The 24,070-nt window shown below is 68.9% G+C and carries 22 protein-coding genes; 5 read left to right on the top strand and 17 right to left on the bottom strand.

The window, feature by feature from the left end; all coding sequences use genetic code 11:
• Nucleotides 1-62 precede the first annotated feature (62 nt).
• The 8 genes from BQ8008_RS12135 to dnaK form a co-directional block, all read right to left on the bottom strand.
• Nucleotides 63-497: a hypothetical protein gene (locus BQ8008_RS12135; RefSeq protein WP_108834209.1), complete on the bottom strand. Its 435-nt coding sequence runs from the start codon at nt 495-497 to the stop codon at nt 63-65.
• A gap of 259 nt (nt 498-756) precedes the next feature.
• Nucleotides 757-2,088: a DUF418 domain-containing protein gene (locus BQ8008_RS12130; RefSeq protein WP_108834208.1), complete on the bottom strand. Its 1,332-nt coding sequence runs from the start codon at nt 2,086-2,088 to the stop codon at nt 757-759.
• Between the two features lie 208 nt (nt 2,089-2,296).
• Nucleotides 2,297-3,610: a DUF418 domain-containing protein gene (locus BQ8008_RS12125; protein WP_108834207.1), complete on the bottom strand. Its 1,314-nt coding sequence runs from the start codon at nt 3,608-3,610 to the stop codon at nt 2,297-2,299.
• 208 nt (nt 3,611-3,818) lie between these two features.
• Entirely contained in the window at nt 3,819-5,132 is a 1,314-nt protein-coding gene (locus BQ8008_RS12120) for a DUF418 domain-containing protein (protein WP_108834206.1), read from the bottom strand.
• Between the two features lie 167 nt (nt 5,133-5,299).
• Entirely contained in the window at nt 5,300-5,836 is a 537-nt protein-coding gene (locus BQ8008_RS12115) for a heat shock protein transcriptional repressor HspR (RefSeq protein ID WP_108834205.1), read from the bottom strand.
• On the bottom strand, nt 5,833-6,873 hold the full coding sequence (locus tag BQ8008_RS12110; protein ID WP_108834204.1) for a DnaJ C-terminal domain-containing protein: 1,041 nt from the start codon (nt 6,871-6,873) through the stop codon (nt 5,833-5,835). Before BQ8008_RS12110 ends, BQ8008_RS12115 begins: the two co-directional genes overlap by 4 nt.
• Before the next feature lie 261 nt (nt 6,874-7,134).
• Nucleotides 7,135-7,770 (bottom strand): nucleotide exchange factor GrpE, encoded by a 636-nt coding sequence (locus BQ8008_RS12105; RefSeq protein WP_108834203.1) that lies wholly within the window; start codon nt 7,768-7,770, stop codon nt 7,135-7,137.
• Nucleotides 7,767-9,629 carry a molecular chaperone DnaK gene (gene dnaK / locus BQ8008_RS12100; RefSeq protein ID WP_108834202.1) on the bottom strand — a complete coding sequence of 621 codons (1,863 nt, stop codon included), beginning with the start codon at nt 9,627-9,629 and terminating at the stop codon, nt 7,767-7,769. Before dnaK ends, BQ8008_RS12105 begins: the two co-directional genes overlap by 4 nt.
• A 755-nt stretch (nt 9,630-10,384) precedes the next feature.
• Here dnaK and BQ8008_RS12095 point away from each other — a divergent pair.
• The gene (locus tag BQ8008_RS12095) at nt 10,385-10,594 is read left to right on the top strand and encodes a hypothetical protein (protein ID WP_234415393.1); all 210 of its coding nucleotides are present in this window, start codon (nt 10,385-10,387) and stop codon (nt 10,592-10,594) included.
• Between the two features lie 64 nt (nt 10,595-10,658).
• Here BQ8008_RS12095 and BQ8008_RS12090 read toward each other — a convergent pair whose 3' ends face one another.
• The 7 genes from BQ8008_RS12090 to BQ8008_RS13850 form a co-directional block, all read right to left on the bottom strand.
• Complete coding sequence (locus BQ8008_RS12090; protein ID WP_108834201.1) at nt 10,659-11,966, bottom strand: multidrug effflux MFS transporter; 1,308 nt, start codon at nt 11,964-11,966, stop codon at nt 10,659-10,661.
• A 112-nt stretch (nt 11,967-12,078) separates the two neighbouring features.
• Nucleotides 12,079-12,837, bottom strand: a complete 759-nt coding sequence (locus BQ8008_RS12085) for an ABC transporter ATP-binding protein (RefSeq protein WP_108834200.1) — start codon at nt 12,835-12,837, stop codon at nt 12,079-12,081.
• Entirely contained in the window at nt 12,834-14,024 is a 1,191-nt protein-coding gene (locus BQ8008_RS12080) for a FecCD family ABC transporter permease (protein WP_108834199.1), read from the bottom strand. The genes BQ8008_RS12085 and BQ8008_RS12080 overlap by 4 nt, the downstream gene beginning before the upstream one ends.
• Nucleotides 14,024-15,196 (bottom strand): ABC transporter substrate-binding protein, encoded by a 1,173-nt coding sequence (locus BQ8008_RS12075; protein ID WP_108834198.1) that lies wholly within the window; start codon nt 15,194-15,196, stop codon nt 14,024-14,026. Before BQ8008_RS12075 ends, BQ8008_RS12080 begins: the two co-directional genes overlap by 1 nt.
• A 208-nt stretch (nt 15,197-15,404) precedes the next feature.
• Nucleotides 15,405-16,502, bottom strand: a complete 1,098-nt coding sequence (locus BQ8008_RS12070) for a hypothetical protein (protein WP_234415392.1) — start codon at nt 16,500-16,502, stop codon at nt 15,405-15,407.
• Between the two features lie 19 nt (nt 16,503-16,521).
• On the bottom strand, nt 16,522-17,232 hold the full coding sequence (locus tag BQ8008_RS12065) for an ABC transporter ATP-binding protein (protein ID WP_108834196.1): 711 nt from the start codon (nt 17,230-17,232) through the stop codon (nt 16,522-16,524).
• Nucleotides 17,229-17,621, bottom strand: a complete 393-nt coding sequence (locus tag BQ8008_RS13850) for a hypothetical protein (RefSeq protein WP_234415391.1) — start codon at nt 17,619-17,621, stop codon at nt 17,229-17,231. Before BQ8008_RS13850 ends, BQ8008_RS12065 begins: the two co-directional genes overlap by 4 nt.
• 57 nt (nt 17,622-17,678) lie before the next feature.
• Between BQ8008_RS13850 and BQ8008_RS12055 the strand changes: the two genes are divergently transcribed.
• Entirely contained in the window at nt 17,679-18,713 is a 1,035-nt protein-coding gene (locus BQ8008_RS12055) for a phosphodiester glycosidase family protein (RefSeq protein ID WP_108834195.1), read from the top strand.
• A gap of 1 nt (nt 18,714) precedes the next feature.
• Complete coding sequence (locus tag BQ8008_RS12050) at nt 18,715-19,863, top strand: bifunctional glycosyltransferase family 2/GtrA family protein (protein WP_108834194.1); 1,149 nt, start codon at nt 18,715-18,717, stop codon at nt 19,861-19,863.
• A 193-nt stretch (nt 19,864-20,056) separates the two neighbouring features.
• Here the strand turns inward: BQ8008_RS12050 and BQ8008_RS12045 are convergent, their stop codons facing one another.
• Nucleotides 20,057-20,779, bottom strand: a complete 723-nt coding sequence (locus BQ8008_RS12045; protein WP_108834193.1) for a response regulator — start codon at nt 20,777-20,779, stop codon at nt 20,057-20,059.
• Nucleotides 20,772-21,926: a sensor histidine kinase gene (locus tag BQ8008_RS12040; protein ID WP_108834192.1), complete on the bottom strand. Its 1,155-nt coding sequence runs from the start codon at nt 21,924-21,926 to the stop codon at nt 20,772-20,774. Before BQ8008_RS12040 ends, BQ8008_RS12045 begins: the two co-directional genes overlap by 8 nt.
• Nucleotides 21,927-22,056: 130 nt before the next feature.
• Here BQ8008_RS12040 and BQ8008_RS12035 point away from each other — a divergent pair, with 130 nt between their 5' ends.
• Nucleotides 22,057-22,413, top strand: coding sequence for an ATP-binding cassette domain-containing protein (locus BQ8008_RS12035; RefSeq protein WP_325048137.1), 357 nt, complete (start codon nt 22,057-22,059; stop codon nt 22,411-22,413).
• Between the two features lie 197 nt (nt 22,414-22,610).
• On the top strand, nt 22,611-23,570 hold the full coding sequence (locus tag BQ8008_RS12030; RefSeq protein ID WP_234415390.1) for an HNH endonuclease: 960 nt from the start codon (nt 22,611-22,613) through the stop codon (nt 23,568-23,570).
• Nucleotides 23,571-24,070: the final 500 nt, after the last annotated feature.

Below are 24,070 nucleotides of genomic sequence, written 5' to 3'. Positions count from 1 at the left end.
TTGGCGGCCGTCAGGAAACCGGTTTCGGGCGCGCAGGTCGATCGATGGAGCGGAGCGTCGCGTCAGATCTGCTGGTTCGTCTTGACGGAGTTGGACACCAGCTCGATGAAGAGGCGGATCATGAAGAGAACCGTGAGGTACGCCGGCGCGGAGAACAGAAGGCTCAGGATGAAGGACAAACCGTCGAAGGTGGAGCCGTCGTAGTTGCGGGGGTCGGAGATGGCGCTGGCCACAGCGCCCATCTTGCCTCCCATGTAACCGACGCCGAGCCACCCCAGGCCGACGGCGATCGAGGCGACGATGAACACGATCCGGCTGTACTTCGTCACGAACTCCTTGGAGGTGTCGAAGAGGTTGCCGAAGAGGGACTCACCCGAAGCCGCAGGAGGGAAGGGCTGGCCAGGGGCACCCGGAGCGCCAGGAGTACCGGGAGCCGCCTGGAACTGCTGCTGGGGCGGGTGGTAGAAGGGCTGACCGGGGTTGGGGGGCTGAGTCATGAGACTGTTCGCTTCCTTCAGTGTTGGGGACGCAGGCAGGCTACCGCGTCTACGGTGCCCTGTGAAACGGACAGGTCAACCCTCACGTCTTGCGATGCGACTCACAATCCTTCCGAGATGGCGGGATGACGCGCCGCAGGGGCGCCCATCCGCCATTCCGCCATGCGGGTGCCCTGGGGAGGCGGGGCCCGGTGCGCTTCCGCCGCCAGGAAGGAAGCTCTCCCCATCGACCCGCGCACCGGGGCGTGATCCCCGTTTCTCAGCGGACCAGCTCGTAGGCGGACGCAGGCGCAACGGGATCCGCGGGGGCCGCCACCGGAGTGGGAGGAGCCGGGAGCCGGCGACGGCGCTCGCTGCGGGCGACGGCGGTGCGCAGCAGGGTCTCGAAGGGGCCGGCATGCCCACCGCGCTCCAGCGCCGCACACAGGCTCACGGTCGTCAGCCAGACCGCCAGCGCGATTCCCGCGGCCCGGGCCTCGCCCAGGTGGAGCTCGATGCCGCTCAGGGCGGGAAGGGCGAGGAAGACGGCGGCGAAGAGGAAGGTCTGGGAGAGGTAGGCCGTCATGGAGCGGCGGCCCACGGCCGAGGCCAACCGGCGCAGGCCCGTGAGCCGGCCGTCCGTCGTCGGCCCACCGGCGTAGAGGGCCAGCAGCGCCAACCAGCCGCAGGCACCGGCCAGTCCCGTCACCTCGTGAAGCGGAGACGTCCAGGCAGCCAGGGTCCCGCCCGTGGCCCAGATGCCGTACCCAATGCCGCCCAGGGCCCCGATCCCCAGGCCGCCCAGGCCGATGGCGGCCAGGAGGCGGCGGTGCCGCTCGGGGTGGGCGAGGAGGTCGGTGTCGGCCAGGCGGGCCCCGAGGAACATCGCCGGCACCACCATCGAGAAGAGCACCGTTGCAACAGAGTTCCCGGCCCAGGAGGTGATGGAGCCCGAGACGTAGGACAAGAGGGTCGTAGCCGATTCGCCGGCCCCCTGCTGCATGGCCGCCGCAGCGGTCAGGCCCTGGGCCGCAACATGGCTGCCCATGGCGTACATCGTCGTGATGACGGCGATGGTGACGACGACGCTGAAGGCCATGGCCCGCTTGCGGTGCTTGCGGGTCAGCCATCCGGCGAAGACGGCGGCGGCCAGGCCGTAAACGCCGATGATGTCGCCGGAGAAGACCAAGGCGTGGGCGGCGCCGAAGAGGATCATCCACAGACCCCGACGCCGTACCAGGCGGCGCGCGTCCACGGTGGCCTGCTCACGGGCCCAGGCCTGCTCCTGCGACGTTGGCTCGCGTCCGGCCTCGATGCCGGGCAGGGACTCGAGGTAGGACCTGGTGCCGGCGGCGATGCGCCGGTTGACCATGGTGGCCAGCCCGAAACCGAACAGGAGGGCGAACAGCGGGTAGGCGCGGTGGTCAACCAGGAGGGTGCGTGTCCACAGCCAGGCCGTGTCTACGGCATCGCTGGGAGCCGAGGAGTGCGTCGTCGCCAACCAGAAGGGGATGTTGGCCAGCGCGATGAACAGGAGCATGAAGCCACGGGAGACGTCCGGGGCCGGGAAGCGCTGGCCCTGAGAGCCGGTGAAGGAGATCGCGAGTTTCATGTCTTCCACGGTAGGAAGCAGCGGTGTCGCGCACCTCCCCCGCCAGGGCTGTTCTCCGGCCTTGATCCTCTCCCACCCGAGGGGGTGAGGAAGGCCCTGGCCCTCCTCCCGGAGGACCAGGGCCCCTCATCCCGACGGCCGCCTGATCGCGCACTGACGCCCCTGAAGGCACGGGCTCCGACGGCGGGGAGCAGCCGCCGCGGGGTCATCATCCGCTCAGCACCGCCTCCGACCGGGCATCAGCGGGTCGGACGGCCGGCGGCGGAGCCATCGCCCGCTTGCGCTCGCTGCGGACGACGGCGGTGCGCAGCAGGGTCTCGAACGGACCCGCGTGACCGCCGCGCTCCAGGAGGGTGCACAGGACCACGGTGACCAGCCAGACCACCACCGCGATCCCCGCGGTCCGCGCCTCGCCCAGATGGAGCTGAATACCTGTCAGGGCGGGAAGGAGCAGGAAGACGGCGGCGAAGAGGAGGGTCTGGGAGAGGTAGGCGGTCATGGAGCGGCGGCCCACGGCCGAGGCCGGCTTGCGCAGCCCCGTCAGCCGCCCGTCCGGCGTCGGCCCACCGGCGTAGAGGGCCAGCAGCGCCAACCAGCCACAGGCACCGGCCAGTCCCGCCACCTGGCCAAGAGGAATGGTCCAGACGACCAGGGGCCCACCCGTGGCCCACACGGCGAGCCCAATGCCGCCCACGGCCCCGATCCCCAGGCCGCCCAGGCCGACGGCGGCCAGGAGGCGGCGGTGCCGCTCGGGATGGGCGATGAGGTCGGTGTCGGCCAGGCGAGCCCCGAGGAACATCGCCGGCCCCATCAATGACACCAGCCCTGTACCCGCGTTTACGGCCCAGGCGGTGAGACCGTGGGAGACATAGGACAGGAGCGTAGTGGTCGAGCCGGAGGCCCCCTGGCGCATATCCGCTGTCGAGGTCATGCCTTGGGAGACCATGACACTGAGCATGACGAAGGTGATGACGACGCCGACAACGACGGAGACGGTGCAGAGGACCGCTGCCCGCTTCCAGTGCTTGCGGGCGATCCACCCGGCGAAGATGACGGCGACCAGACCGTAGGCGCCGATGACGTCACCGGAGAAGACCAAGGCGTGAACAGCGCCGAAGAGAATCATCCACAGACCCCGACGCCGCACCAGGCGGCGCGCGTCCACGGTGGCCTGCTCACGCGCCCAGGCCTCCTCCTGCGACGTCGGCTCACGGCCCGCCTCCACACCGGGCAGGGACTCGAGGTAGGACCTGGTGCCGGCGGCGATGCGCCGGTTGACCATAGTGGCCAGCCCGAACCCGAACAGCATCGCGAACAGCGGGTAGGACCGCCCGTCGACGAACAGCGTGCGCACCCACAGCCAGACCGTGTCGACGGCATCGCTGGGAGCGGAGGTCCTTGTCACGCCGGTCCAGAAGGGGACATTGGCCAGCGCGATGAGCAGGAGCATGAAGCCACGGGCCACATCAGGGGAGGGATAGCGCACCCCCCGGGTACCGGTGAACGATGTCGCGAGTTTCATGCCCACCACGCTAGGAAGCCCCTGTGATCCACGCCTCCCCCGCAAAGCCTGTTCACCAGCATCGGACCTCTCCACCTGAGGGGCGAGAAAAGGCCCCGACGACTCCTCCCGGAGGACCAGGGCCCCTCATCCCGACGGCCGCCTGATCGCGCACTGACGCCCCGCAAGGCGCGGGCTCCAACACCGGCGAGCAGCCGCCGTGGGATCATCATCCACCCGGCACTGCCTCCGACCGGGCGTCAGCGGGTCGGACGGCCGGCGGCGGAGCCATCGCCCGCTTGCGCTCGCTGCGGGCCACGGCGGTGCGCAGCAGGGTCTCGAACGGACCGGCATGCCCACCGCGCTCCAGCGCCACGCACAGGACCACCGTGACCAGCCAGACCCCCAGCGCGATGAGCGCGGCCGCGGCCTCGCCCACCCACAGGCGCTCGCCTGTGGCGAGGACGGGGATGATGACGAAGATGGTCCCGAACAGGATCGTCTGACTCAGGTAGACGGTCATGGAACGCCGCCCCACCGCGGAGGCCAGCCGACGCAGACCCGTCAACCGGCCGTCCGGCGTCGGCCCACCGGCGTAGAGGGCCAGCAGCGCCAACCAGCCGCAGGCACCGACGATTCCGAAGAGCTCCTTGACGGCGAAGTCCCACGGCCACAGCGTGCCGAGCAGCACGTTGGCCAGAGCACTGTGGAGCGCCGCGAGGGCTCCCAGGGCCAGTCCGCCGATCCCAGTCGAGATGAGCAGGCCGCGGTGCCGATCCGGCTGGGTGACGATGTCGGTGTCGGCCAGGCGGGCGCCGATCACTGCGGCGGGGACGATGAGCGCGACGAGGACCTGTGCGAACAGTCCGACGGTCCACCCCACGATATTGGTGACGAACCAGGGCAGCGCCATCGCGGCCTGGTTCCCCTGAGCACCGGACCATTCCATGGTCTCCGGAGAGGCGAAGCCCATCGCCAGGAAGCTGCCGGCGGCTATCAGCATGATGACGGCGCCGACGACGTACAGACGGGTATACCGCTTGCGGGCCAACCACCCGGCGAAGATGACGGCGACCAGACCGTAGGCGCCGATGATGTCGCCGGGGAAGAAGATGCCGTGGACGAACCCGAACAGGATCATCCACCAGCCCCGGCGCCGCACCAGTCGGCGCGCGTCCACGGTGGCCTGCTCGCGCGCCCAGGCCTCCTCCTGCGCCGTCGGCTCACGGCCCGCCTCCACGCCGGCCAGAGACTTGAGGTAGGCCTGCGTCCCGGAGGCGATGCGCCGGTTGATCATGGTCATCAGCCCGAACCCGAACAGCATCGCGAACAACGGGTAGGCGCGGTGGTCCACGATGAGCGCGCGCACGAACAACCACCAGGCATCGACCGCCGACGCCCGTGATGTTCCGTCAATGCCGACCAGCGCCTTGTTCCATACCGGGACATTGGCCACCGCCACGAGCAGCAGCATGAAACCTCGGGCCACGTCGGGGGCCGGGTAGCGCACGCCCCGACCCGTGAAGGAGACCATCATCCGCATGTGGCACATATTATATTTGAAGCGATCCGCGCTCCATCACATGGATATCATTTCCCGCAATTCCGAAAGAAAAAGAGGGGCACAGCCTTGAGCAGTGCCCCTGGTGGCGTCGGTCGCGATGGCGTCCACCGGCATCCACCGTGTGAGCAACCGCGTGGGCCGAGGTGTCAGCGCTGCGGGAACCGTATGGACCGTGTGGGCACGAGCGCAGTGCTCACAGTGCCCCTGGTACCCGCTGTGCTCGCTGTGTTAGCCATGTTCATGGGGCGCTCACCTCCCCGCTCGGGGCGGTGCTCTGCGGGCCCACGACCCCGCCGACCGGGCGCGACGACCTGGACCTCGCCGTCGGCGGCCGCGGCGAAGATCCGCTGGACGACCGCCTCTCGGCTGCGCATGCGGGCGTTGTCGGTCTCCAGCTCCTCAACGCGGGCCTCCAGGTCGAGGATGCGGCGGATGCCCTCGAGGTTGATGCCCTCCTGGGACAGGGCCTGGATACGGCGCAGGCGCTCGACGTCGCGGTGGGAGTAGCGCCGGCCCCGCCCGCGGGTCCGGGCGGGGCTGACCAGTCCGAGCCGGTCGTACTGGCGCAGGGTCTGGGGGTGCATCCCTGCCAGCTCGGCCGCCACCGAGACCACGTAGACCGCGCGCTCGGCCGCGTCCTCGGCCAGGTAGCCCAGGCCCTGCCCGGCGCGACGCCGGCTCACTTGCCGGCCTCCTCCATGAGGGTGGCCCGCGGATCGGTGTCACCCATGGCCTCATCGAAGGCCTTGAGCGCCTCCTTGGCGGCCTTGGAGAGCTTCTTGGGGACGGCCACCTCGATGGTTACCAGCAGGTCGCCGGTCTTCTTGCGGGTGATGGCGCCCTTGCCGCGCAGGCGCATGACGGTGCCCGAGGAGGTACCGGGCTTGATCTTGATCTTGGAGGTACCGCCGTCGAGCAGCGGGACCTCGACCGTGGCGCCCAGGGCGGCCTCGCGCAGGGTGACCGGCAGGTCCATGCGCAGGTTGGCGCCGTCGACCGGGTCGATGGAGTACACCGGGTGCTTGTTGACGCTGATGGTCACCACCATGTCGCCGTTCTCGCCACCGTTGAGGCCGGCCCTGCCCTTGCCGCGCAGGCGGATCTTCTGGCCGTCGCGCACGCCCGCCGGGATGCGGACCTTCATGGTGCGTCCGTCCGCGGTCAGCTCCACGGTGGTGCCGGCGACGGCGTCGCGCAGGTCCAGCGCGGCCGAGGTCAGGACGTCGGAGCCCTTCTGCGGCTGGGGCTGGGAGCCGAAGCCGCCGAACCCGAAGGGCCCGGGGCGCCCGCCGGAGCGGGTGGGGCTGGGAGTACCGCCGAACATGCGCAGCAGGTCGTCGAGGTCGGGCTGGGCGCCGGCACCGCCGGCGGTCTCGAAGCGGACGCCTCCGCTTTGGCCGCCGAACATGGAGGAGAAGATGTCCTCGAATCCTGTCGCGCCGCCAGCGCCACCCGGGCCCCCGGCCTGGAAGCGGGCTCCGCCTCCGGCCATGGAGCGGATCGCGTCGTACTGCTTGCGCTCGGCCTCGTCGGACAGGACGGCGTACGCCTCCCCGATCTCCTTGAACTTCTCTGCCGCCGCGGCGTCGTCGGGGTTACGGTCGGGGTGGTACTTCTTTGCGAGCGTACGGTAGGCCTTCTTGATGGCGGCGGCGTCGGCGTCCTTACTCACGCCGAGGACCGCGTAGAAGTCCTTCGTCATCCAGTCCTGACTGGCCATGTTCGTGTCACCGCCTCCTTATCCGGGTGATCGTGGGTTTTCCTTACTGATAATTACTGATGACTGCTGCTTGTCACCGATGAGCGGCGACGCCTGAAAGTCGTGGGGCGCATCTCCGGCAGGCCCTGGTGCCCTCGGGCGTCCCGATGATGCCTCCCGGCCGACGGCGGACCCGAGCCAGCGTTTCTGGCGGGGCCGGGTCCGCCGTCGGACCGGGGTTGGTGAATCGGATCGGTGCAGTGAATGTGCGGTGGATACCGCTCAGGCCGGGTTGGCGACCTGGACGCGGGCGGCGCGCACGACGCGCTCACCCAGGCGGTATCCGGGCTGGAGGACCGCGGCGATGGTGGGCTCGGTGACCTCGCTGGACTCGGTGGCCATGAGGGCCTCGTGCAGCGTGGGGTCGAAGACCTCGCCCACGGCGCCGAAGCGCTCCAGGGAGTACTTCTCGGCCAGGATCGACTCGAGCTTGCCGGCCGTGGTCTCGAAGGTTCCGGTCAGGTCGCCGTGCTGGCGGGCCAGCTCGATCTCGTCGAGGACCGGGATGAGGGACTCGACGACGCCGGCGGCACCGGCCTCACGGTGGGAGGCCGCACCCTCGCGGGACCGGCGCACGAACCCCTGGTACTCCTGCTGGAGGTTGTAGAGGTCCGCCCGGGCCCGGGCCAGGTCGTCGGCCGCCTGAGCGGCCTGGGCCTGAGCCTGGGCCAGGGGGCTGTCCCCCGCCGCCTCCTCGGACGAGGAGGCGGCGTCGGACTGGCCGGCCGCGCCCTCGGGCGTGCCCTGGGCGAGTTCGTCACGGACGTCGTCGGGCACCTCCTCGAAGGCCGACTCGACGGCCGCCTGGAGCTCGGGGTCGATGCCCTCGTCCTCGGGGGTGGGGCCGGCCGGGGTCACTTGGAGTCCTCGTCGTCGACGATCTCGGCGTCCACGATGTCCTCGTCATCGGAGGACGTGGAGCCGCCGGCGGAGGTGGAGCTGGAGTCGGCCGCGCCCTGGGAGGCGGCGTCGGCCTGGTAGATGGCCTCGCCGACCTTCTGAGCCACCGAGTTCAGCTTCTCCTGAGCGGTCTTGACCGGCTCGATGTCGTCGCCCTCGAGGGCCTTCTTGAGGTCGTTGACGGCCTCGGAGACCTCGGAGTGGACGTCCTCGGGCAGCTTGTCCTTGTTGTCCTTGAGGAGCTTCTCGATGGAGTAGGCCTGCTGCTCGGCGGAGTTGCGGGTCTCGGCGTCCTCGCGGCGCTTCTTGTCCTCCTCGGCGTGGGCCTCGGCATCCTTGACCATGCGGTCGATGTCCTCCTTGGGCAGGGCGGAGCCGCCGGAGATGGTCATGGACTGCTCCTTGCCGGTTCCGCGGTCCTTGGCCGAGACGTGGACGATGCCGTTGGCGTCGATGTCGAAGGAGACCTCGATCTGGGGCACGCCGCGGGGGGCCGGGGCGATGCCGGTCAGCTCGAAGGTGCCCAGCGGCTTGTTGTCCCGGGCGAACTCGCGCTCGCCCTGGTAGACCTGGATGAGCACGGAGGGCTGGTTGTCCTCGGCGGTGGAGAAGACCTCGGAGCGCTTGGTCGGGATGGCCGTGTTGCGCTCGATGAGCTTGGTCATGACCCCGCCCTTGGTCTCGATGCCCAGGGACAGCGGCGTGACGTCGATGAGCAGGACGTCGCTGCGGTCGCCCTGGATGACGCCGGCCTGGAGGGCCGCGCCGACGGCGACGACCTCGTCGGGGTTGACGCCCTTGTTGGGCTCCTTACCGGTCAGCTCGCGCACCACCTCGGTGACGGCGGGCATGCGGGTGGAACCGCCCACGAGGACCACGTGGTCGATCTCGGAGACCTTGACCCCGGCGTCCTTGATGACGTTGTGGAAGGGGATCTTGGTGCGCTCGAGCAGGTCCGCGGTCATCTCCTGGAAGTTGGAGCGGGTGAGCTTCTCATCAAGGTGGATGGGGCCGGACTCGCTCATGGAGAGGTACTGCAGGTTGATGTTCGTGGAGGTCGCCGAGGACAGCTCCTTCTTGGCCTGCTCGGCGGCGTCCTTGAGGCGCTGCATGGCGATCTTGTCCTTGGACAGGTCCACGCCGTCCTTGCTCTTGACCTGCTTGACCAGCCAGTCGACGATGCGGGCGTCCCAGTCGTCGCCGCCCAGGCGGTTGTCGCCGTTGGTGGCGCGCACCTGGATGGTGGAGAAGCCGTCGTCGTCCTTGCCCACCTCGAGCAGGGAGACGTCGAAGGTACCGCCACCGAGGTCGAAGACGAGGATGAGCTCGTCCTCCTTGCCCTTGTCCAGGCCGTAGGCCAGGGCCGCAGCAGTGGGCTCGTTGACGATGCGGTCCACGGTCAGGCCCGCGATGGTGCCGGCCTCCTTGGTGGCCTGGCGCTCGGCGTCGTTGAAGTAGGCCGGGACGGTGATGACCGCGTTGGTGACGGGCTCACCCAGGTAGGCCTCGGCGTCGGTCTTGAGCTTGGCCAGGATGCGGGCGCTGATCTCCTGGGCGGTGTACTTCTTGCCGTCGATCTCGACGGACCAGCTGGTGCCCATGTGGCGCTTGACCGAGGAGATGGTGCGGTCGACGTTGGTGACCGCCTGGCGCTTGGCGATCTCACCGACGAGGATCTCGCCGGACTTGGAGAAGGCCACGACGGAGGGGGTGGTGCGGCCGCCCTCTGCGTTCGGGATGATGGTGGGCTCGCCACCCTCGAGGACGGCGATAGCAGAGTTGGTAGTACCGAGGTCGATACCGACAGCGCGTGCCATGTGGTGTGCTCCTTGTGTTTGCTGAGTCGTTGTCAGTCGATGTCTGAGGTGAAGGCCGGTTGCTCCGGCGACTTCAGGTTGAGTCGTATGCACTCAGGATTGTGGTTGAGTCGGGCTCTGTCAACTCGATGGCACCCAACCTTGAGTCTGACTGGCTCAACCTTGGGGCGGGACGATCCATTCCACAGACAGCAGGTGACCTGCGACACGCGCGCTGCATCGCGAGCAACACCCGTCGCGGAGCATCCGCTCCCGGCGGCAGGGCGAGCGGTTCCAGCGACGGGAAGACGGTCCTCCGGCTCTCTCCACCGCACGTCCCGGCGCACATCCCATCGCGCCAGTACATCGAGGACTGCGATCTCCTTCGAGGACGGCGTTTCAGATCGACGACAAAACGCAGTCCTCACGACGAAAACACGTCCTCGAGCACCGCATTCACCCCCACCTCCGAGCACATGCAGCACTACGTGCGCCACACCAAATCCACCTGCATCCATCTGTCAAACTCCTGCGATGGCACGGGCTCACGCGCGCGCAGAAGAACATCGGGCTATGAACATGGAGTCGCACTCGTTGCGCGTGCGACCACTGGGACCGGACGATGACACGACAGTCTTCGACTGCGGTCACCCTGATCTCAACCGATGGCTAGAGGAATTCGCTTGGGCCGCTCAACGCCGGCGCACTGCAGCCACACTTGACCTGACACTGAAAGGTGATGACGATGCCCTGCACTGTTGACGAGATCCAGGCGCATGCCGACGAGCCGGCTCCTTCAGGAGGAGGATCCGCAGACGGGCGAGGAGACCTGGGCACGGGTCAGGATCCGTGAGATCCACCGGGACCGCGTCATCGTCGCCAGGGCGATGGAGGACCTGTCGGCCACCAGCATCGCCAAGTTCGTAGACCTCGTCGGCAGCATCGAGCTGCCCCTGCCGACGACGCGACTGCGCCCCGCGCCCTGAGCGGTGGCTGCCACCAGCACCAGCTCGGACGCATCGACCGGCGGACACAGACGGACCCGAGTTGTCACTGCCCCAGGCGGCGCTGTCGGCGCTCGGCCTTCCGGGCGGCCCGGCGCTCCTTCTCGCCCCTCTCGCGCAGTCCGAAGACCGCGAGGACGTTGGCGATGACGCCGACGGCCACGATGACGACGCCGAAGGCCGCCCCACTGGCCTCCCCGGTCAGCCCCACCAGCGGGCTGACGAGCCCGCCGACGACGAACTGGAGGAAGCCGAGCAGCGCGGACCCGGTTCCCGCCCACCGGCCGGTGCGGTCGAGCGCAAGCGCCGGCGCGTTGCCCATCGACAACCCCAGGCAGGCCACGTGCGCCAGGAAGAGCACCACCACGACAACGAGCAGCGGCATCCGCGAGGCTCCCGTCACCGGTTCGCGCAGCCAGACCAGACAGACCGCGGCGAAGACGACGTCGACGACCATCACCGCGATGAGGCCGATCCGCACCTGCCGAGCCTGGGAGAACCGGCGCACCAGGGAGGCCGCCACCGCGATCGTCACCGTGACCGTCGCCCCGCACAGACCGAAGACCGCTGTGTATGCCACCGTCCCCATACCCAGCACGTTGCGCAGCACGAAGGGCGCGGCGGACAGGTAGGCCATGAGCAGCCCGAAGGACAGGGCGTTGATGAGCAGGAGGCGCACGAGGACGCGGTCGCGGGCCAGCTCGCGGGTGCCGTCGAGCAGGATCCGCAGGCCGCCGTCGTGTCGCTGCTCGGCGGGCAGGGACTCGGGCACCCAGAGGGTCACCATGACCACGAGCACCCCGGTGAAGGCGGCAACGACCCCCAGGATCCCGCGCCACCCGATGGGCTCGACGAGCACACCGCCGAGGATCGGGGCGACCACGGGGGCGATCCCCTGAATTGCCATGACGACGCTGAGGGCCTGAGCGGCGGTGATGCCGCGGGAGCGGTCGGAGATGACGGCCCGGCCCAGGACCATGCCGGCCGCCCCGCCCAGTCCCTGCAGGAAGCGGGCCCCCAGGAGGACGGGCAGGCTCGGGGCCAGGGCGGCGCCGATGCTGGCGGCCAGGGCGAGCATGCTGCCCCACAGCAGGAGGGGACGCCGGCCGAAGCGGTCGGACAGGACCCCGATGGTCAGCTGTCCCAGGGCGATCCCCACGAGGAAGGTCGTCATCGTCAGCTGGACGCTGGAGGCGGAGACCGCCAGGTCGTCGGCCATCTGGGCGAAGGCCGGCAGGTAGGCGTCGGTGGCCAGGGGCGCGACGGCCGCGAGCGCGGCCAGGGCGATGAGGAGCGTAGTGGGGAAGGCCGCCCTCAACCCGCTGTTGGCGGGGGTACCCGGCGTTGGCGTCATGCCCTGAGCGTAGGGAGGTTTCCGGCCGGTGCGTCAGTGCGTGAGCGCGTGACGCCGTGCACGCCCGACGACGTCGAGCACCGGCCGGGCACCCGAGCGGCACGCCACCGGCTCAGGTCCCCTGCTCGGTCTCGGGGGCGACCATGAGGTGGTCGCCGTCGGGCACGATGCGCACCCGCAGCCCGTAGACCTCGGCGAGGGTGTCGGGCTGGAGCACCTCGGCGGGTGTGCCCTCGGCGAGGACCGTCCCGCCGGCAAGCACGGCGAGGCGGTCGCAGAAGCGGGCCGCCAGGTTGAGGTCGTGCAGGGCGACGACGGCGAGGCGCCCGGTGTCCCGATGGCAGATCCGCCGCACGTGGGAGAGCACCGAGACCTGACGGCGCAGGTCGAGGGCGGAGGTGGGCTCGTCGAGCAGGATGAGCCCGGGGTCGCGCACGAGTGTCTGGGCCAGGGCCACGAGCTGGCGCTGACCGCCGGAGAGCTGACCCAGGGGACGGTCGGCCAGCTCGGCCACACCGAGCTCGTCCAGGGCACCCCAGGCCAGGTCGATATCGGCGCGGCTCGTGTGCCAGGTCATCCCGCGCCGTGAGGCGGTGAGCACCGACTCCAGGGCGGTCAGGGCGGCGTCACCGGGCAGGCCCTGCGGCATGTAGCCGATCATGCCGCGCAGGTCCCGTCCCCTGCGCCCCTCGAAGGTCACCTCCCCCAGGTAGCGGCGCAGCTGGGCCACGCAGGTGACGAGCGTCGACTTGCCGGCGCCGTTGGGGCCGAGCAGACCGACCATCTGGCCCGTCTCCCAGGTGGCGTCGACCCCTTTGAGGACGGCACGCCGACCGTAGGAGAAGGTGAGGTTGTTCAGCGTCAGGCTCATGAACCGCTCCTGACCGCCGAGCGCTGGCGTCCGAAGATGATGGTGAGGAACACCGGCACGCCCACGAGGGCGGTCAGGATGCCGACGGGCACGGCCACTCCCGGGACGATGACCTGGCTGGTGGCGTGCGCGGCGGTCAGCAGGGTGGAGCCGGCCAGGATGGAGGCGGGTACGAGGAAGCGCTGATCCTCCCCCACCAGGCCGCGGGCCATGTGCGGTCCCACGAGCCCCACGAAGCCGATGATCCCCACGAAGGCCACGGACAGGGCGGCCAGCAGCGAGACCCCGACCAGGGTCCACGCGCGCAGGCGCGCCACGTTGATGCCCATGGCCGCGGCGCGCGCCTCCCCCAGGGTGATGGCGGTCAGTCGCCAGCCGTTGACCCAGAACACGGGCGTGGCCACGAGCAGGGCCACCGAGACGGTGGCCACGGCCGGCCAGGTGGCGCGCATGAGCGAGCCCATCGACCAGAAGACGATCTGCTGTAGGCTCTCGGTGGAGGCCCGGTACTGCACGAGCGCCAGGAGCGCCTGACAGCTGAAGACCAGGGCGATCCCCAGCAGGATCGTCATCTCCTTGGTCACCGAGGGCAGCCTCGAGACCATCGCGATGGTGAGAGAGGCCGCCAGTCCCGCTGTCATCGCCACGATCGGCAGGGTGGCCCCGGTGGCCACGGGCAGCACGAGGCCCGTGACGATCGCCAGCGCCGCACCGAGGGCCGAGGCCGCCGAGATCCCCAGGGTGAAGGGCTCGGCCAGCGGGTTGTCGAGGATCGTCTGCATCTGGACTCCGGCCAGGGACAGCGCTCCACCCACCAGAACCGCCAGGAGCGCCGGGGGCAGGCGCAGGTTGATGACGATATTGGCGACCCACGGGTCGTAGTCGGCGTAGAAGATGGAGCCGAGCACCTGGACCGGGCTGAACCCCAGCGGCCCCACCATGAGGGCCATGAGGAAGACGGCCAGGAGCAGGGAGGTCAGCCCCGTCAGCATCGCGATGCGTCGAAAGGTCCGACGGCGGTAGGAGGCGTAGGCCGACGACGCGCTGTCCGCACTGTCTGCGGGGGCGGCCTCGGTCCCGGCCGCCTGAGCGGCCGGGACAGTCGCACCGGTCACCGCGCCGTCGGCTTGGGCGACCGTTCCGTCAGCGGCGTCGTCGACGGAGACCTGAGCGTTCGGAGCGCCCATCAGATGGACGTGAAGAAGACGCCCTCGGCCTTCCAGGGCATGTACTCATCGTGGAAGGACTTCCAGACGGCGTCGGGGTCGATGTCGCTGAAGGCCTCGGGGTTCTGCCACTTGGCGAAGGTCAGGTAGGCGATGAAGTTGTAGGGGGCGTCGTAGAACTGGTGGTAGACGCCGTAGACGTGCCCGTCGACGAAGGCCTGGATCTGGTCGTAGCCGGGCTGGTTCTTCAGCTGTTCCAGGCTGGCCTTGGCGGAGGCCTCATCGGCCTTGTAGCCGAGGTGGACGTAGCTGGTCTGGGCGGTGTCCTTGATCTTCTGCTGCTGCCACTCACCGCCGGTGGCGATGATGTTCTGGGGGTTGGAGGCGATGACCTGCTCGGGAGTGAGCACGCCCTCCTCGCCGGACAGGAGGCTGTCGGCGATGTTGGTGCCGCCGGTCGCCGTGATGATCGACCCCAGGTTGGCGGTGGAGTAGGTGGAGCCGGGGTCGTTGACGCCCGGGCCGCGCCACAGGAAGGTGGTGGGCTTGGTGGTCAGGGACTTCACCTTCTCAACGATGGGGTCGACCTGCTTCTTGTAGAATGAGACGAAGGTCTCGGCCTCCTTGCGCTTGTCGAAGAGGTCGCCCATGAGGGTGACCGAGGGGACGGTGTTCTTGACCGGGTCGCGTCGGAAGTCAGTGACGACGTACTTGATCTGCTGGCCGTCCAGCTTCTCAAGGTAGCCCTTCTCCTTCGCGGCGTTGTAGACGTCCAGGGTCATGACGAAGACGTCGGGCTTGTACTGCACCAGGGTCTCGATGGGCAGGCCGTCCTTGGCGATGGAGCCGATGGTCGGCAGCTCGGCGGCCTTGGGGGAGACCGCCACGATCTTCTCGTAGAAGTCGGGGGCGGCCTTCTGGAGGTCCTCGCCCCAGGCGACCACCTTGTCGACGGGGTTGGCCTTGTTGAGGAAGGCGAGGGAGTAGACGTGGCGGGACTCGCTCAGGACGATGTTCTTCGGCTGGGCGTCGAAGGCGACCTTGCGGCCGACGATGTCGGTGACCTCGAAACCACCGCTCGACGCGCTCGCGGAAGCGCCACCGCTGGAGCCCTTGCCGGCGCGGGAGGTGACTCCGCAGCTGGCGAGGACGGCAGTGAGTGGGAGGGCCATGAGCAGGGTACGACGGCGCATAGAAGTCCTTTGTTCGCAGGTGGGCGTCAGAGCTGACGCACGAGGATATTAGGTGTGGCTAACTTAATTCGCCAAGACGACAGGCGCCTTTTGTGCCCACACCACAAAGACGCTCAAGGGCCTTGAGGCACATCCGGCACGTCCGAGGGCCGACGGCGAGCAGCCCGAGCGAGGACCTGCTGCGGAGCGCGCAGGCCCTGCGAGGCGATCACGGCGCGAGCGCGTGGACGACTATGACGGCGAGCAGTGCCGCGGCCGGAGGGAGGTACTTGCGCGGGTGACGCATGACGTCGCGTTCGGACTTCCAGCTCGTCAGCGGCCGGTAGACCTCCAGGAGGACCGCGGTCGTCGCCCCGGCGAGTGAGGCTGCCGCTCCGGCTGCAGCCGCCCCCACAAGGCCGCCTCCCAGCCAGACGATCAGCGCACCCACCAGACAGTTCGACGCCATGTACAACAGCGTGAGGTCTCTGGCGTAGGCCATGAAGACCCGCCTCGATCCGGGCGCCGCCAGCACCACCGCGCGAGTGCTGAGATAGCGGGAGAAGTAGGCGTTCAACGGCGTGTTGGTGACGATGAGCGCCATGGACAGCGAGACCGTCAGAGCGCGGCGGGCCATGGTGTAGGTGAAGAAAAGACCGACGACGAGCATCATGAGAGTGTTGACCTGCGTGGTGCGCACGGTGGCCAGCTCGCCCAGGACCAGGCTGTGGCGGCCGCCTCCAACGGTTCCCACCTGCGTGCGCCGCGCCCGCAACCCATCGGTGCAGCCGAGCATCGTCAAGACGCAGGCGGCGAAGAGGACGGCCGAGGCCACGGGCGCGAGCCACCAGAGGAGCGTCCCGACGACGAGAGCCCCACCGGCCGCCCAGCGCAGCCCGACCCTCTCCCCCGCCCACAGGGTCAGCCCCAGCGACGAGGCTCCGAGCCCGACGACGACCATCTCCACGGCCGTCGTCGCGGCAACGCCCGCCTCGGAGCTCGGGCCACCTCTCCCGCTGTCGGCCAGCAGGACGAACAGGGTGATGGGCGCGACCGCCTCGAGGAGGATGACGGCGTTGGCCACGAGGTGGGTGGCGCGGGCGAGCTCGTCGCGCCGGAGCGGGAAGCGGGCCAGGTCGTCCCAGCGGCCGGAGCCGATCCACGTCGAGGCGATGGTGGCCGACAGGCCAATGGGGGCCAGAACCAGTCCGATGACAGCGACGCGCGGGTTGACGCGGAGATCGGCCGACGCCCCGAACCAGGCGGCCAGGGCGCACAGGATGGCTGCGCTCAGGACGGTCTGGCGCCCCACGAACTGCCCGGTCACCGCCCTCAGGGCGGCCCGGCTAACTGACCAGCGCCGCCACGGCATCGGAGTCCTCGGGGGTGGCGAAAGGGCCGGTCATCCGGCCGGCGCAGAGCACGTAGAGGCGCCGGGTGCAGCGGGTGAAGGACTCGGCGATGTGGGAGCTGAGCAGGACCGAGCGGCCGGATGCGGTGGCGTCGTTGATGCTGCGGTACAGGAACTCGGTGGCGGTGAAGTCGAGGAAGTCGACGGGCTCATCCAGGAGGAGGAGGGGCGTGGTCAGGTAGAAGGCGGCGATGAGGTTGGCCTTCTTACGTGAGCCGCTGGAGAGGCGGGAGAAGGAGGTGGTCCGGTAACGGCCGTAGTCGAATCCCTCGATCAGCTCCTCGAGGCGGCCGCGGTCCGGGCGCAGGCGATAGGCGTGCTCGAGGAAGCCGATGAAGGCCTCCAGGTTCCAGGTGGGGAAGGAGGAGTCGTCGGCGAGGCTGAGGTAGCGGGCGGCCTTGAAGTGCTCGTCGCCCGGGCGCACGTCCCGGCCTTGGTAGCGCAGAACGCTCAAGCGTGCTCCGCGGTGGACGTCGCACAGGGAGGTGAGCATCGTGGTCTTGCCGGCGCCGTTGAGGCCGATGAGGCCCACGGCCTCGCCGGCCTCGAGGGCGAAGGAGACGTCGGTGAGGACCGGCCGGTTGCGCTCGTACCAGGCGGACAGGCCCTCGACCTCAAGGAGACGGGCGTCGTCGTCGACGTTCATGAGCTCGGGGGCGTCCGGTCGTCTCGGTCGTCACGCCCGCCGCCAATGGATGGACGGATCACCTGGATCAGGAAGAGCGCCGCAACAGCGATGGCGATGACCATGGCCAATGTGTCTCCCCGCCGGAAGGAGACGACGGCCACCACAATATTGAGCACCACGATGACAATGCGGAAGATGCGTAGAGTCCGTCCCGTCAACACGGTTGCCTCCTTCTTCGCAGATTCCCACGGCGGGAACCAGCTACTTGCCCCCATCACTGTAGGCCCGGGCCGGACCTCAGGGATGCACTTCAGGGACCATCTCGGCGCAAGCATCTCACCTTCCAGAAGTATTGACATCTGACGCGGCGCCGCTTTCCCGTGCCATTCCGGGATCCGCAGCTTCACAGGAGACCCACAAGGACAACCTACGCCTGACATACACGGGGCCGACACGGTTGAGCCATGCACAGCTCCGACACCCTCAACCCGGCCGAGCCGCCCCAGGCGGACCAGGATCACCAGTCCGGCCGGCACTCCCACTCCACGAAGTCCCGCAAGCACCCGCGCCGCCGCTTCCTCCTGGGCGGCGCCGCCGTCCTGGGCCTGGCCGCCACCGGCACCAGCGCCTGGGCGCTCAACCGGTTCGTCATCGACCACGTCGAGGTTGGCGACGTCACCTCCCTGGAGGCCAAGGCCCACAACGCCGTCGCCGGCTCCTCGGCCGCCCCGGCCACCAACGTGACGGTCGCAGAGAACTCCTACTCCTCATCCAACACGAGCATCGAGATCCAGCAGGTCTCCACCGGATCGGGCAGCGACACCGTCACCTACTACGTGGCCGACGTCAAGCTCACCAACGCCACCGACCTGCGCAGCGCCTTCGCCAACAACTCCTACGGCACCAACATCGTCGCCAAGCCCACCGCGATGGCCTCCGAGCACGACGCGATCCTGGCCATCAATGGCGACTACTACGGCTTCCGCAGCGACGGCATCCTTATCCGCAACGGGGTCATCTACCGCGACAGCGGCAAGCGAGACGGCATGGCCTTCTACACCGACGGGCGCGTCGAGGTCTACGACGAGACCACCACCAACGCCCAGACACTCCTGGACGCGGGTGTGTGGAACACGTTGTCCTTCGGGCCGGCGCTGGTCGACAACAGCCAGGTGCTCTCCGGCATCGACCAGGTCGAGGTCGACACGAACGTCGGCAACCACTCCATCCAGGGCAAGCAACCGCGCACCGCCGTGGGGTGGGTGGAGACGAACCACCTCAAGCTCGTCGTCGTCGACGGCCGCAGCGAGGGTTACTCGCGCGGCGTGACGATGACCGAGCTCGCCCAGATCATGGCCGACCTGGGATGCGCCTGCGCCTACAACATCGACGGCGGCGGCTCGTCGGCCATGTACTTCAACGGCTCGATCATCAACCAGCCCTCCAACGGGGGCGAGCGCGACACCTCCGACATCCTCTACATCGCGAACGGATCCTGAGATGAGCGGCACCGACACAGCCCTTCAGACCTCGCCGCGGGTGCTGCCGCGGGTCATCGTCCCGGCGAACCGGACCGCCGTCAATCGGGTGGCACTGCGCGCCACCACCGCTCCCCGACCTCTGACGGCAGTGACGCTGGTGGTCCTCATCCCGGCCTACAAGCCCGATGAGCGCCTGGCCGCGCTCGTGGCCCAGCTGCGCGGGGCGCGCCGGGACTGCGCGGTACTCGTCGTCGACGACGGCTCGGGGCCGCGGTACGCACCGTTCTTCGCCGCCGCCCGTGCCCGCGGAGCCCAGGTGGTCAGCTACCCGGTCAACCAGGGCAAGGGTCAGGCGCTGCGCACGGGTCTGGCTCACGCGGCCGACACCTGGCCCGATGCGGATGTGGTGTGCGCCGACGCCGACGGGCAGCACACGCCGTCGGACATCGAGGCCGTGGCCGCGAGGGTGCGCGAGACCGGGCACATGACCCTGGGGGTGCGGCGGTTCACCGGGCCGGTGCCGCTGCGCAGCCGGATCGGCAACGACGTGACCGCCCTGCTGTTCCGCGGCGCGACCGGCTGGAAGCTGGGCGACACCCAGACGGGCCTGCGCGGCTATCCCGCAGGGCACCTGACCTGGTTGCAGAGCGTGCCCGGCGACCGCTACGAGTACGAGCTCTCCGCCCTGCTGCGCGCCCACGAGCTGGGGCTGGTGGTGGAGCAGGTGGAGATCGCCACGGTCTACGAGCCGGGCAACACCTCCTCCCACTTCCGGCCGTTGCAGGACTCGGCGCGGATCTACGCCCCGCTGCTGCGGTTCACGGGGGCGTCGCTGGCGAGCTTCGGGATCGACTGGCTGGGCGTCATGGTCATCTTCGCGATGACCGGCAACCTGCTGGCGGCGGTCGTGGGGGCGCGGCTGATCTCCGGGACCGCGAACTTCTTCATGAACCGCCGCATCTTCAAGGCCCGCCGCGGCACCGTGGTGCGCACGGCGGTGCGCTACGTGATCCTGGCGGTGAGTCTGATGGCGGCCAGCTACGTCGCGCTCAAGGCGCTCACCGCGATCGGGATCCCACTGGGGATCGCCAAGGTCCTCGGTGACGGGGCCATCTACGTGGCCAGCTATGTGGCGCAGCGCCGGCTGGTCTTCACAGAGCGGGGATGAGATCGACCGGCCGGGATCTCCCAGCGGGGTGCTCCTCGGATAGCCGTGCCCTTGGAGTCGATGTGCCGGCGTCGTCCCCGAGGGCACTGTACTGCCGCCATCGAGTTCGTACCTTAAGGCTCGAGTTCGAGGGGTAGAGGGTACGACCTCGAACCTTAAGGTACGAACTCGAGCCAGATCGCTCCAGTGGACCTCAGTGGGGGTCGACGAGGCCGGACTCGTAGGCGGCGATGACGAGCTGGGCGCGGTCCCGGGCACCGAGGCGGGCCAGGAGCGCGGTGATGTGGCTGCGGCAGGTGGCCCGGGTGATGCCGAGCTCGACCTCGATCTCGCTGTTGGACAGGCCCCGGGCGATGAGCAGGAGCACCTCGCGCTGGCGGGGCGTGAGGGCCTCGACGTCGTCGGCCCGGGCGATGCCGGGGGCTCCGGCCGCCACCGCGCGCGGCATACGGGCCACGAGTCGTGCCAGCACCTGAGGGCTGAGCAGCGACTGGCCCTCGTGGACGGTGCGCACGGCATCGACGAGGGACTGCGGATCGGTGTCCTTGAGCAGGAAGCCGCAGGCGCCGGCGCGCAGGGCGCCCAGAACGTAGTCGTCGACCTCGAACATGGTGAGGATGAGGACGCGCGTGGCGGCGAGCGCCGGATCGGCGCAGATTCGACTGGTGGCCTCGATGCCGGTGAGGCCCGGCATCTGGATGTCCATGAGGACGACGTCGGGGCGCAGCTCGGCGGCCAGGGCGACCGCGCGGGCGCCGTCCTCGGCCAGGCCGACGACGCTCATGCCGGGCTCGGGCTGAAGGAGGGCGGCCAGTGTGGTGCGCAGGAGGGCCTGGTCCTCGGCGATCAGCACCCGGATGGGGGCGCCGGGAGCCCCGTCGGTCCTGCCGGTCGGCGCGCCGGTGGGATCAGTCATGGGTCGCCCTTCCGCTCCCGGGTCCGGTACTCGGTGGCTCGTTGACGGGTCGGTGCCCTGGTCCCGCGCTGCGATCGGGGCGCCCGGTGCTGCCGGCGGCCCGGGCGGCAGCGGCGACCGGAACGGGCATGACCGCTTCGACGGCGAAGCCGGGGGCGTCGGTGCAGGGGCCTGCCGTCAGGGTCCCGCCGAGCGCGGCCAGGCGCTCATGGAGTCCGCGCAGTCCTTGCCCGGCCCCGGGGTGGGGCACCCAGCCGGGGGCCGGGCCGTCGTCGACGACGGCGATGCGCAGCTGCTCCGGCGCCCGCCGAAGGACGACGCGGACGCGCGTGGGGCCGGCGTGACGGGCTGTGTTGGCCAAGGCCTCAGCGACGACCCGGACGGCGGCCCGGCTCACTGGGATGGAGAGGCCGGTCAAGGTGGAAAGGCCTCGAGCCCCTTCATCCGTCGTTTCGGCAGGGTCGGCCGCACCTGGGGCTGTGTCCGTCTCTGCACCTGCACCAGTGTCGGCATCGACCTCGACCGTGACACCGGAGCGTCGAGCCCGGTCGACGACCTCAGCGAGACTGGCAGCGAGGCCCTCAGTAGGTTCCTCACTCGGCTGGGGTCCCGAACCGACCGGCGCGCCTGCTGCATCCGCGCCGACCACAGAGGTTCCCGCAGCAGCCGAGACCGCCGTCACTGCCCCGGGTGTCGGGGGCGTGTGCTCGTCGCGCAGGACGGCGAGCATGCGCCGCAGCGCGTCGGTGGCCTCGCGGGAGGCGGCCTCGACGTCGCTGAGCGCGCCGCGCAGTCCGTCGGGGTTGGTCTCGAGGCGCTGGGCCACGGCGCAGCGCACGGTGATGGCACCAAGGTTGCCGGAGACGGCGTCGTGCAGCTCGCGGGCGATGACAAGGCGGTCCTCGGCGACGGCGCGCGCGGCAGTCTCCTGCGCCAGGCGGCGCTCGTAGGCGCGGCGGTCGCGCCGCCGTAGCCACAGGGAGACGACCACGAGGGCAGCCATGACGAGCAGCATCGTCAGCTGGGCGTGCCGGGAGGGATCCGGGGAGAAGCCGACGAGGACACCCAGGCCAACGACAACCACAGTCAGCCCGGTGATGGCGCGTGCAAGCAGGGAGTGGCGCGGTGGGACGTCAGGAGCTGACACTCGGCCAGTCTAGAAAGGAGGCTCGGGCGGTTCATCGAACCAGGGTCTGACGGACCCGGGTCTGAGGCGGCGACGCGGCGTCGGCCCGGCGGCCGATGCGCGCGGCCACCCGGCGAACCGAAGCAGGCGCATGGTCAGTATTGAGAATCTCGCCAGACGGCACGGCTCGCGGGAGGTCCTTCACGGCGTGAACCTGGAGGCGCGCCCGGGCCGCGTCACCGGATTCGTGGGGCCGAATGGCGCCGGAAAGTCCTCGACCCTGCGGTGCCTGCTGGACCCGGACCGAGTTGACGACGGGCGGGCGCTCATCAGTGGTCTCCACTACCGTGAGCTGCGCGAGCCGCTGCGTGCCGTGGGGGCGGTGCTCGACGGCTCGGGTGCTCACCCTTCGCGCACGGCCCGCGGTCACCTGGCGTGGACCGCCCTGGCCTGGGCGACGGTCGCCCAGGCCGCCGGCATAGCCCGGCTGCAGCGAGCGAATGCGTGAGGAGAAGAAAGGGCGCCTGACTGCGAAAACTGACGACGCCGATCAAAGCTAAGGGTGGAAGCGAGTGAGGACACTCCCGCCTCTACCCCTTACCGAGCGAACCCCCGAACACTCAGTATCGTTTCAGCGCGCTATACTTCTGCCGAAGCGCTCTGCCACCGTTGGCAGGCACCCCCTATTTCTCACCTGCTCATTTCATGAGGGAAGCCACCATGGACAGGGAAATTTTTACTCCCGAAGAGGAGCGCGACGCACATTTCGCCGCCATGCAGTGGTTCGAGGCGCAGCAGATGAGCGGCCATGAGCTCTTGACTCACAAGGAGTTGATGGACGGGTTCTCCTGGCACGGTCACCACTTCCGCCTCACCCATCAGTCTCAAGGGATCTGGAAGCCACAACCCTTTGCTGCAGCACTGACATTCAAAACCGCAGCCCCAACCCCCGGAAAAGAAGCGCCATACGCCGACAGGATCGACGACAGCGGACTACTTCGCTACAAGTTCTCAGAGACGAAGAAGTGGGCGAATGACGCTATGAAGGTGGCCGCACAGAGACGTTATCCACTCGCTTGGCTCGTGGGAGTCAAACCAACCCCTTCAACACTATTCTATTACGCCCGATTCCCCGCCTACATCGTCGACATCGACAACCGCAACGGAGAGTTCATGATCGCCATCGACGAGACGACACCGCCCACCGCAGACCACAAGGACTCTGGGCAGATCGAGAAGAAATACGTTTCCAGGTGGACAAAGGCGCGCATCCATCAGCACGACTTCCGGGAGCATGTACTCAGCGCCTACAAGATCTCCTGCGCAGTCTGCGATCTTCCGCACGCACAGCTCCTTGAGGCCTCACACATCATCGCCGATTCCAAGGAAACCGGCGTCCCTGAGGTCAGCAACGGCTTGGCACTGTGCAGGCTCCACCACACCGCCTACGACCGTCACCTCCTCGGCATCGACGCCGACCGCCGCATCCACGTGGCAACAAGAGCAAAGAGTATCGAGACTACCCACCTACAAACCGGATTGCTGAAATTCGAGGGCCACTCCCTCACGCACGTGCCGACCTCCAAACAAATGCATCCCGATGGCGACCGTCTTGCCGAGCACTTCGAAGACTTTCTCAGGGCAGAGGCTCAAATGACCCGATAGGCTCAAAGCTTCCGACAAGCTACGCGCGGTTCCAGAGAATGGGCCCTCACTATTCGAAGGAGCCCATCATGATCTATCCACGCGACATCGCGACCGAAGCCGAGACGGCGGTGCTCGAACATGCCGATCGACTCGCCGCCACCGTCGGCAAGCACTGGCACCCCACGAACGACGCCGACCGAGACGACATCATGCTGCTCGTCGCGGATCTCCTACGCGCGCACGCTGAGACAGGGATCGAGATGCAGACTTGGAGAGCAGCACTCGACGTCGTCATGGACCATCTGGCAGCGGAGCCCGAAGGAGCCGACTTGCTCCATCGCCTCGGCAGGCCCACCTGGTTCACCGTCGTCGGAACAATGAAGGATGGTCAACGAGAGCCTGTTGCCGTGATCCCGGGCCGTCGCCGCTTGGAAACCGCAATCGGCGCCTGGACCATTCAGACCCAGGCGCCGACGGCAGCCGATGCAGCTAGCATCGCTACCAGTAAGCATTCGCCC

The organism is Actinomyces sp. Marseille-P3109 (assembly GCF_900323545.1).
Classification (GTDB): Bacteria; Actinomycetota; Actinomycetes; order Actinomycetales; family Actinomycetaceae; genus Actinomyces.
Note: the sequence above shows the minus strand (reverse complement) of the source record. Positions and strands in the feature narration are given on the sequence as shown.

Bases quoted from the DNA above. Each gene is read 5' to 3' on its own strand.
- BQ8008_RS12085 (WP_108834200.1), bottom strand. From the start codon at position 12,837: ATGAGCCTGACGCTGAACAACCTCACCTTCTCCTACGGTCGGCGTGCC.
- BQ8008_RS12130 (WP_108834208.1), bottom strand. From the start codon at position 2,088: ATGAAACTCGCGATCTCCTTCACCGGCTCTCAGGGCCAGCGCTTCCCG.
- BQ8008_RS12035 (WP_325048137.1), top strand. From the start codon at position 22,057: ATGGTCAGTATTGAGAATCTCGCCAGACGGCACGGCTCGCGGGAGGTC.
- BQ8008_RS12090 (WP_108834201.1), bottom strand. From the start codon at position 11,966: ATGACGCCAACGCCGGGTACCCCCGCCAACAGCGGGTTGAGGGCGGCC.
- BQ8008_RS12045 (WP_108834193.1), bottom strand. From the start codon at position 20,779: ATGACTGATCCCACCGGCGCGCCGACCGGCAGGACCGACGGGGCTCCC.
- BQ8008_RS12120 (WP_108834206.1), bottom strand. From the start codon at position 5,132: ATGCGGATGATGGTCTCCTTCACGGGTCGGGGCGTGCGCTACCCGGCC.
- BQ8008_RS12080 (WP_108834199.1), bottom strand. From the start codon at position 14,024: ATGGGCGCTCCGAACGCTCAGGTCTCCGTCGACGACGCCGCTGACGGA.
- BQ8008_RS12030 (WP_234415390.1), top strand. From the start codon at position 22,611: ATGAGGGAAGCCACCATGGACAGGGAAATTTTTACTCCCGAAGAGGAG.
- BQ8008_RS12055 (WP_108834195.1), top strand. From the start codon at position 17,679: ATGCACAGCTCCGACACCCTCAACCCGGCCGAGCCGCCCCAGGCGGAC.
- BQ8008_RS12075 (WP_108834198.1), bottom strand. From the start codon at position 15,196: ATGCGCCGTCGTACCCTGCTCATGGCCCTCCCACTCACTGCCGTCCTC.
- BQ8008_RS12050 (WP_108834194.1), top strand. From the start codon at position 18,715: ATGAGCGGCACCGACACAGCCCTTCAGACCTCGCCGCGGGTGCTGCCG.
- BQ8008_RS12095 (WP_234415393.1), top strand. From the start codon at position 10,385: ATGCCGACGAGCCGGCTCCTTCAGGAGGAGGATCCGCAGACGGGCGAG.
- dnaK (WP_108834202.1), bottom strand. From the start codon at position 9,629: ATGGCACGCGCTGTCGGTATCGACCTCGGTACTACCAACTCTGCTATC.
- BQ8008_RS12125 (WP_108834207.1), bottom strand. From the start codon at position 3,610: ATGAAACTCGCGACATCGTTCACCGGTACCCGGGGGGTGCGCTATCCC.
- BQ8008_RS12065 (WP_108834196.1), bottom strand. From the start codon at position 17,232: ATGAACGTCGACGACGACGCCCGTCTCCTTGAGGTCGAGGGCCTGTCC.
- BQ8008_RS12110 (WP_108834204.1), bottom strand. From the start codon at position 6,873: ATGGCCAGTCAGGACTGGATGACGAAGGACTTCTACGCGGTCCTCGGC.
- BQ8008_RS12135 (WP_108834209.1), bottom strand. From the start codon at position 497: ATGACTCAGCCCCCCAACCCCGGTCAGCCCTTCTACCACCCGCCCCAG.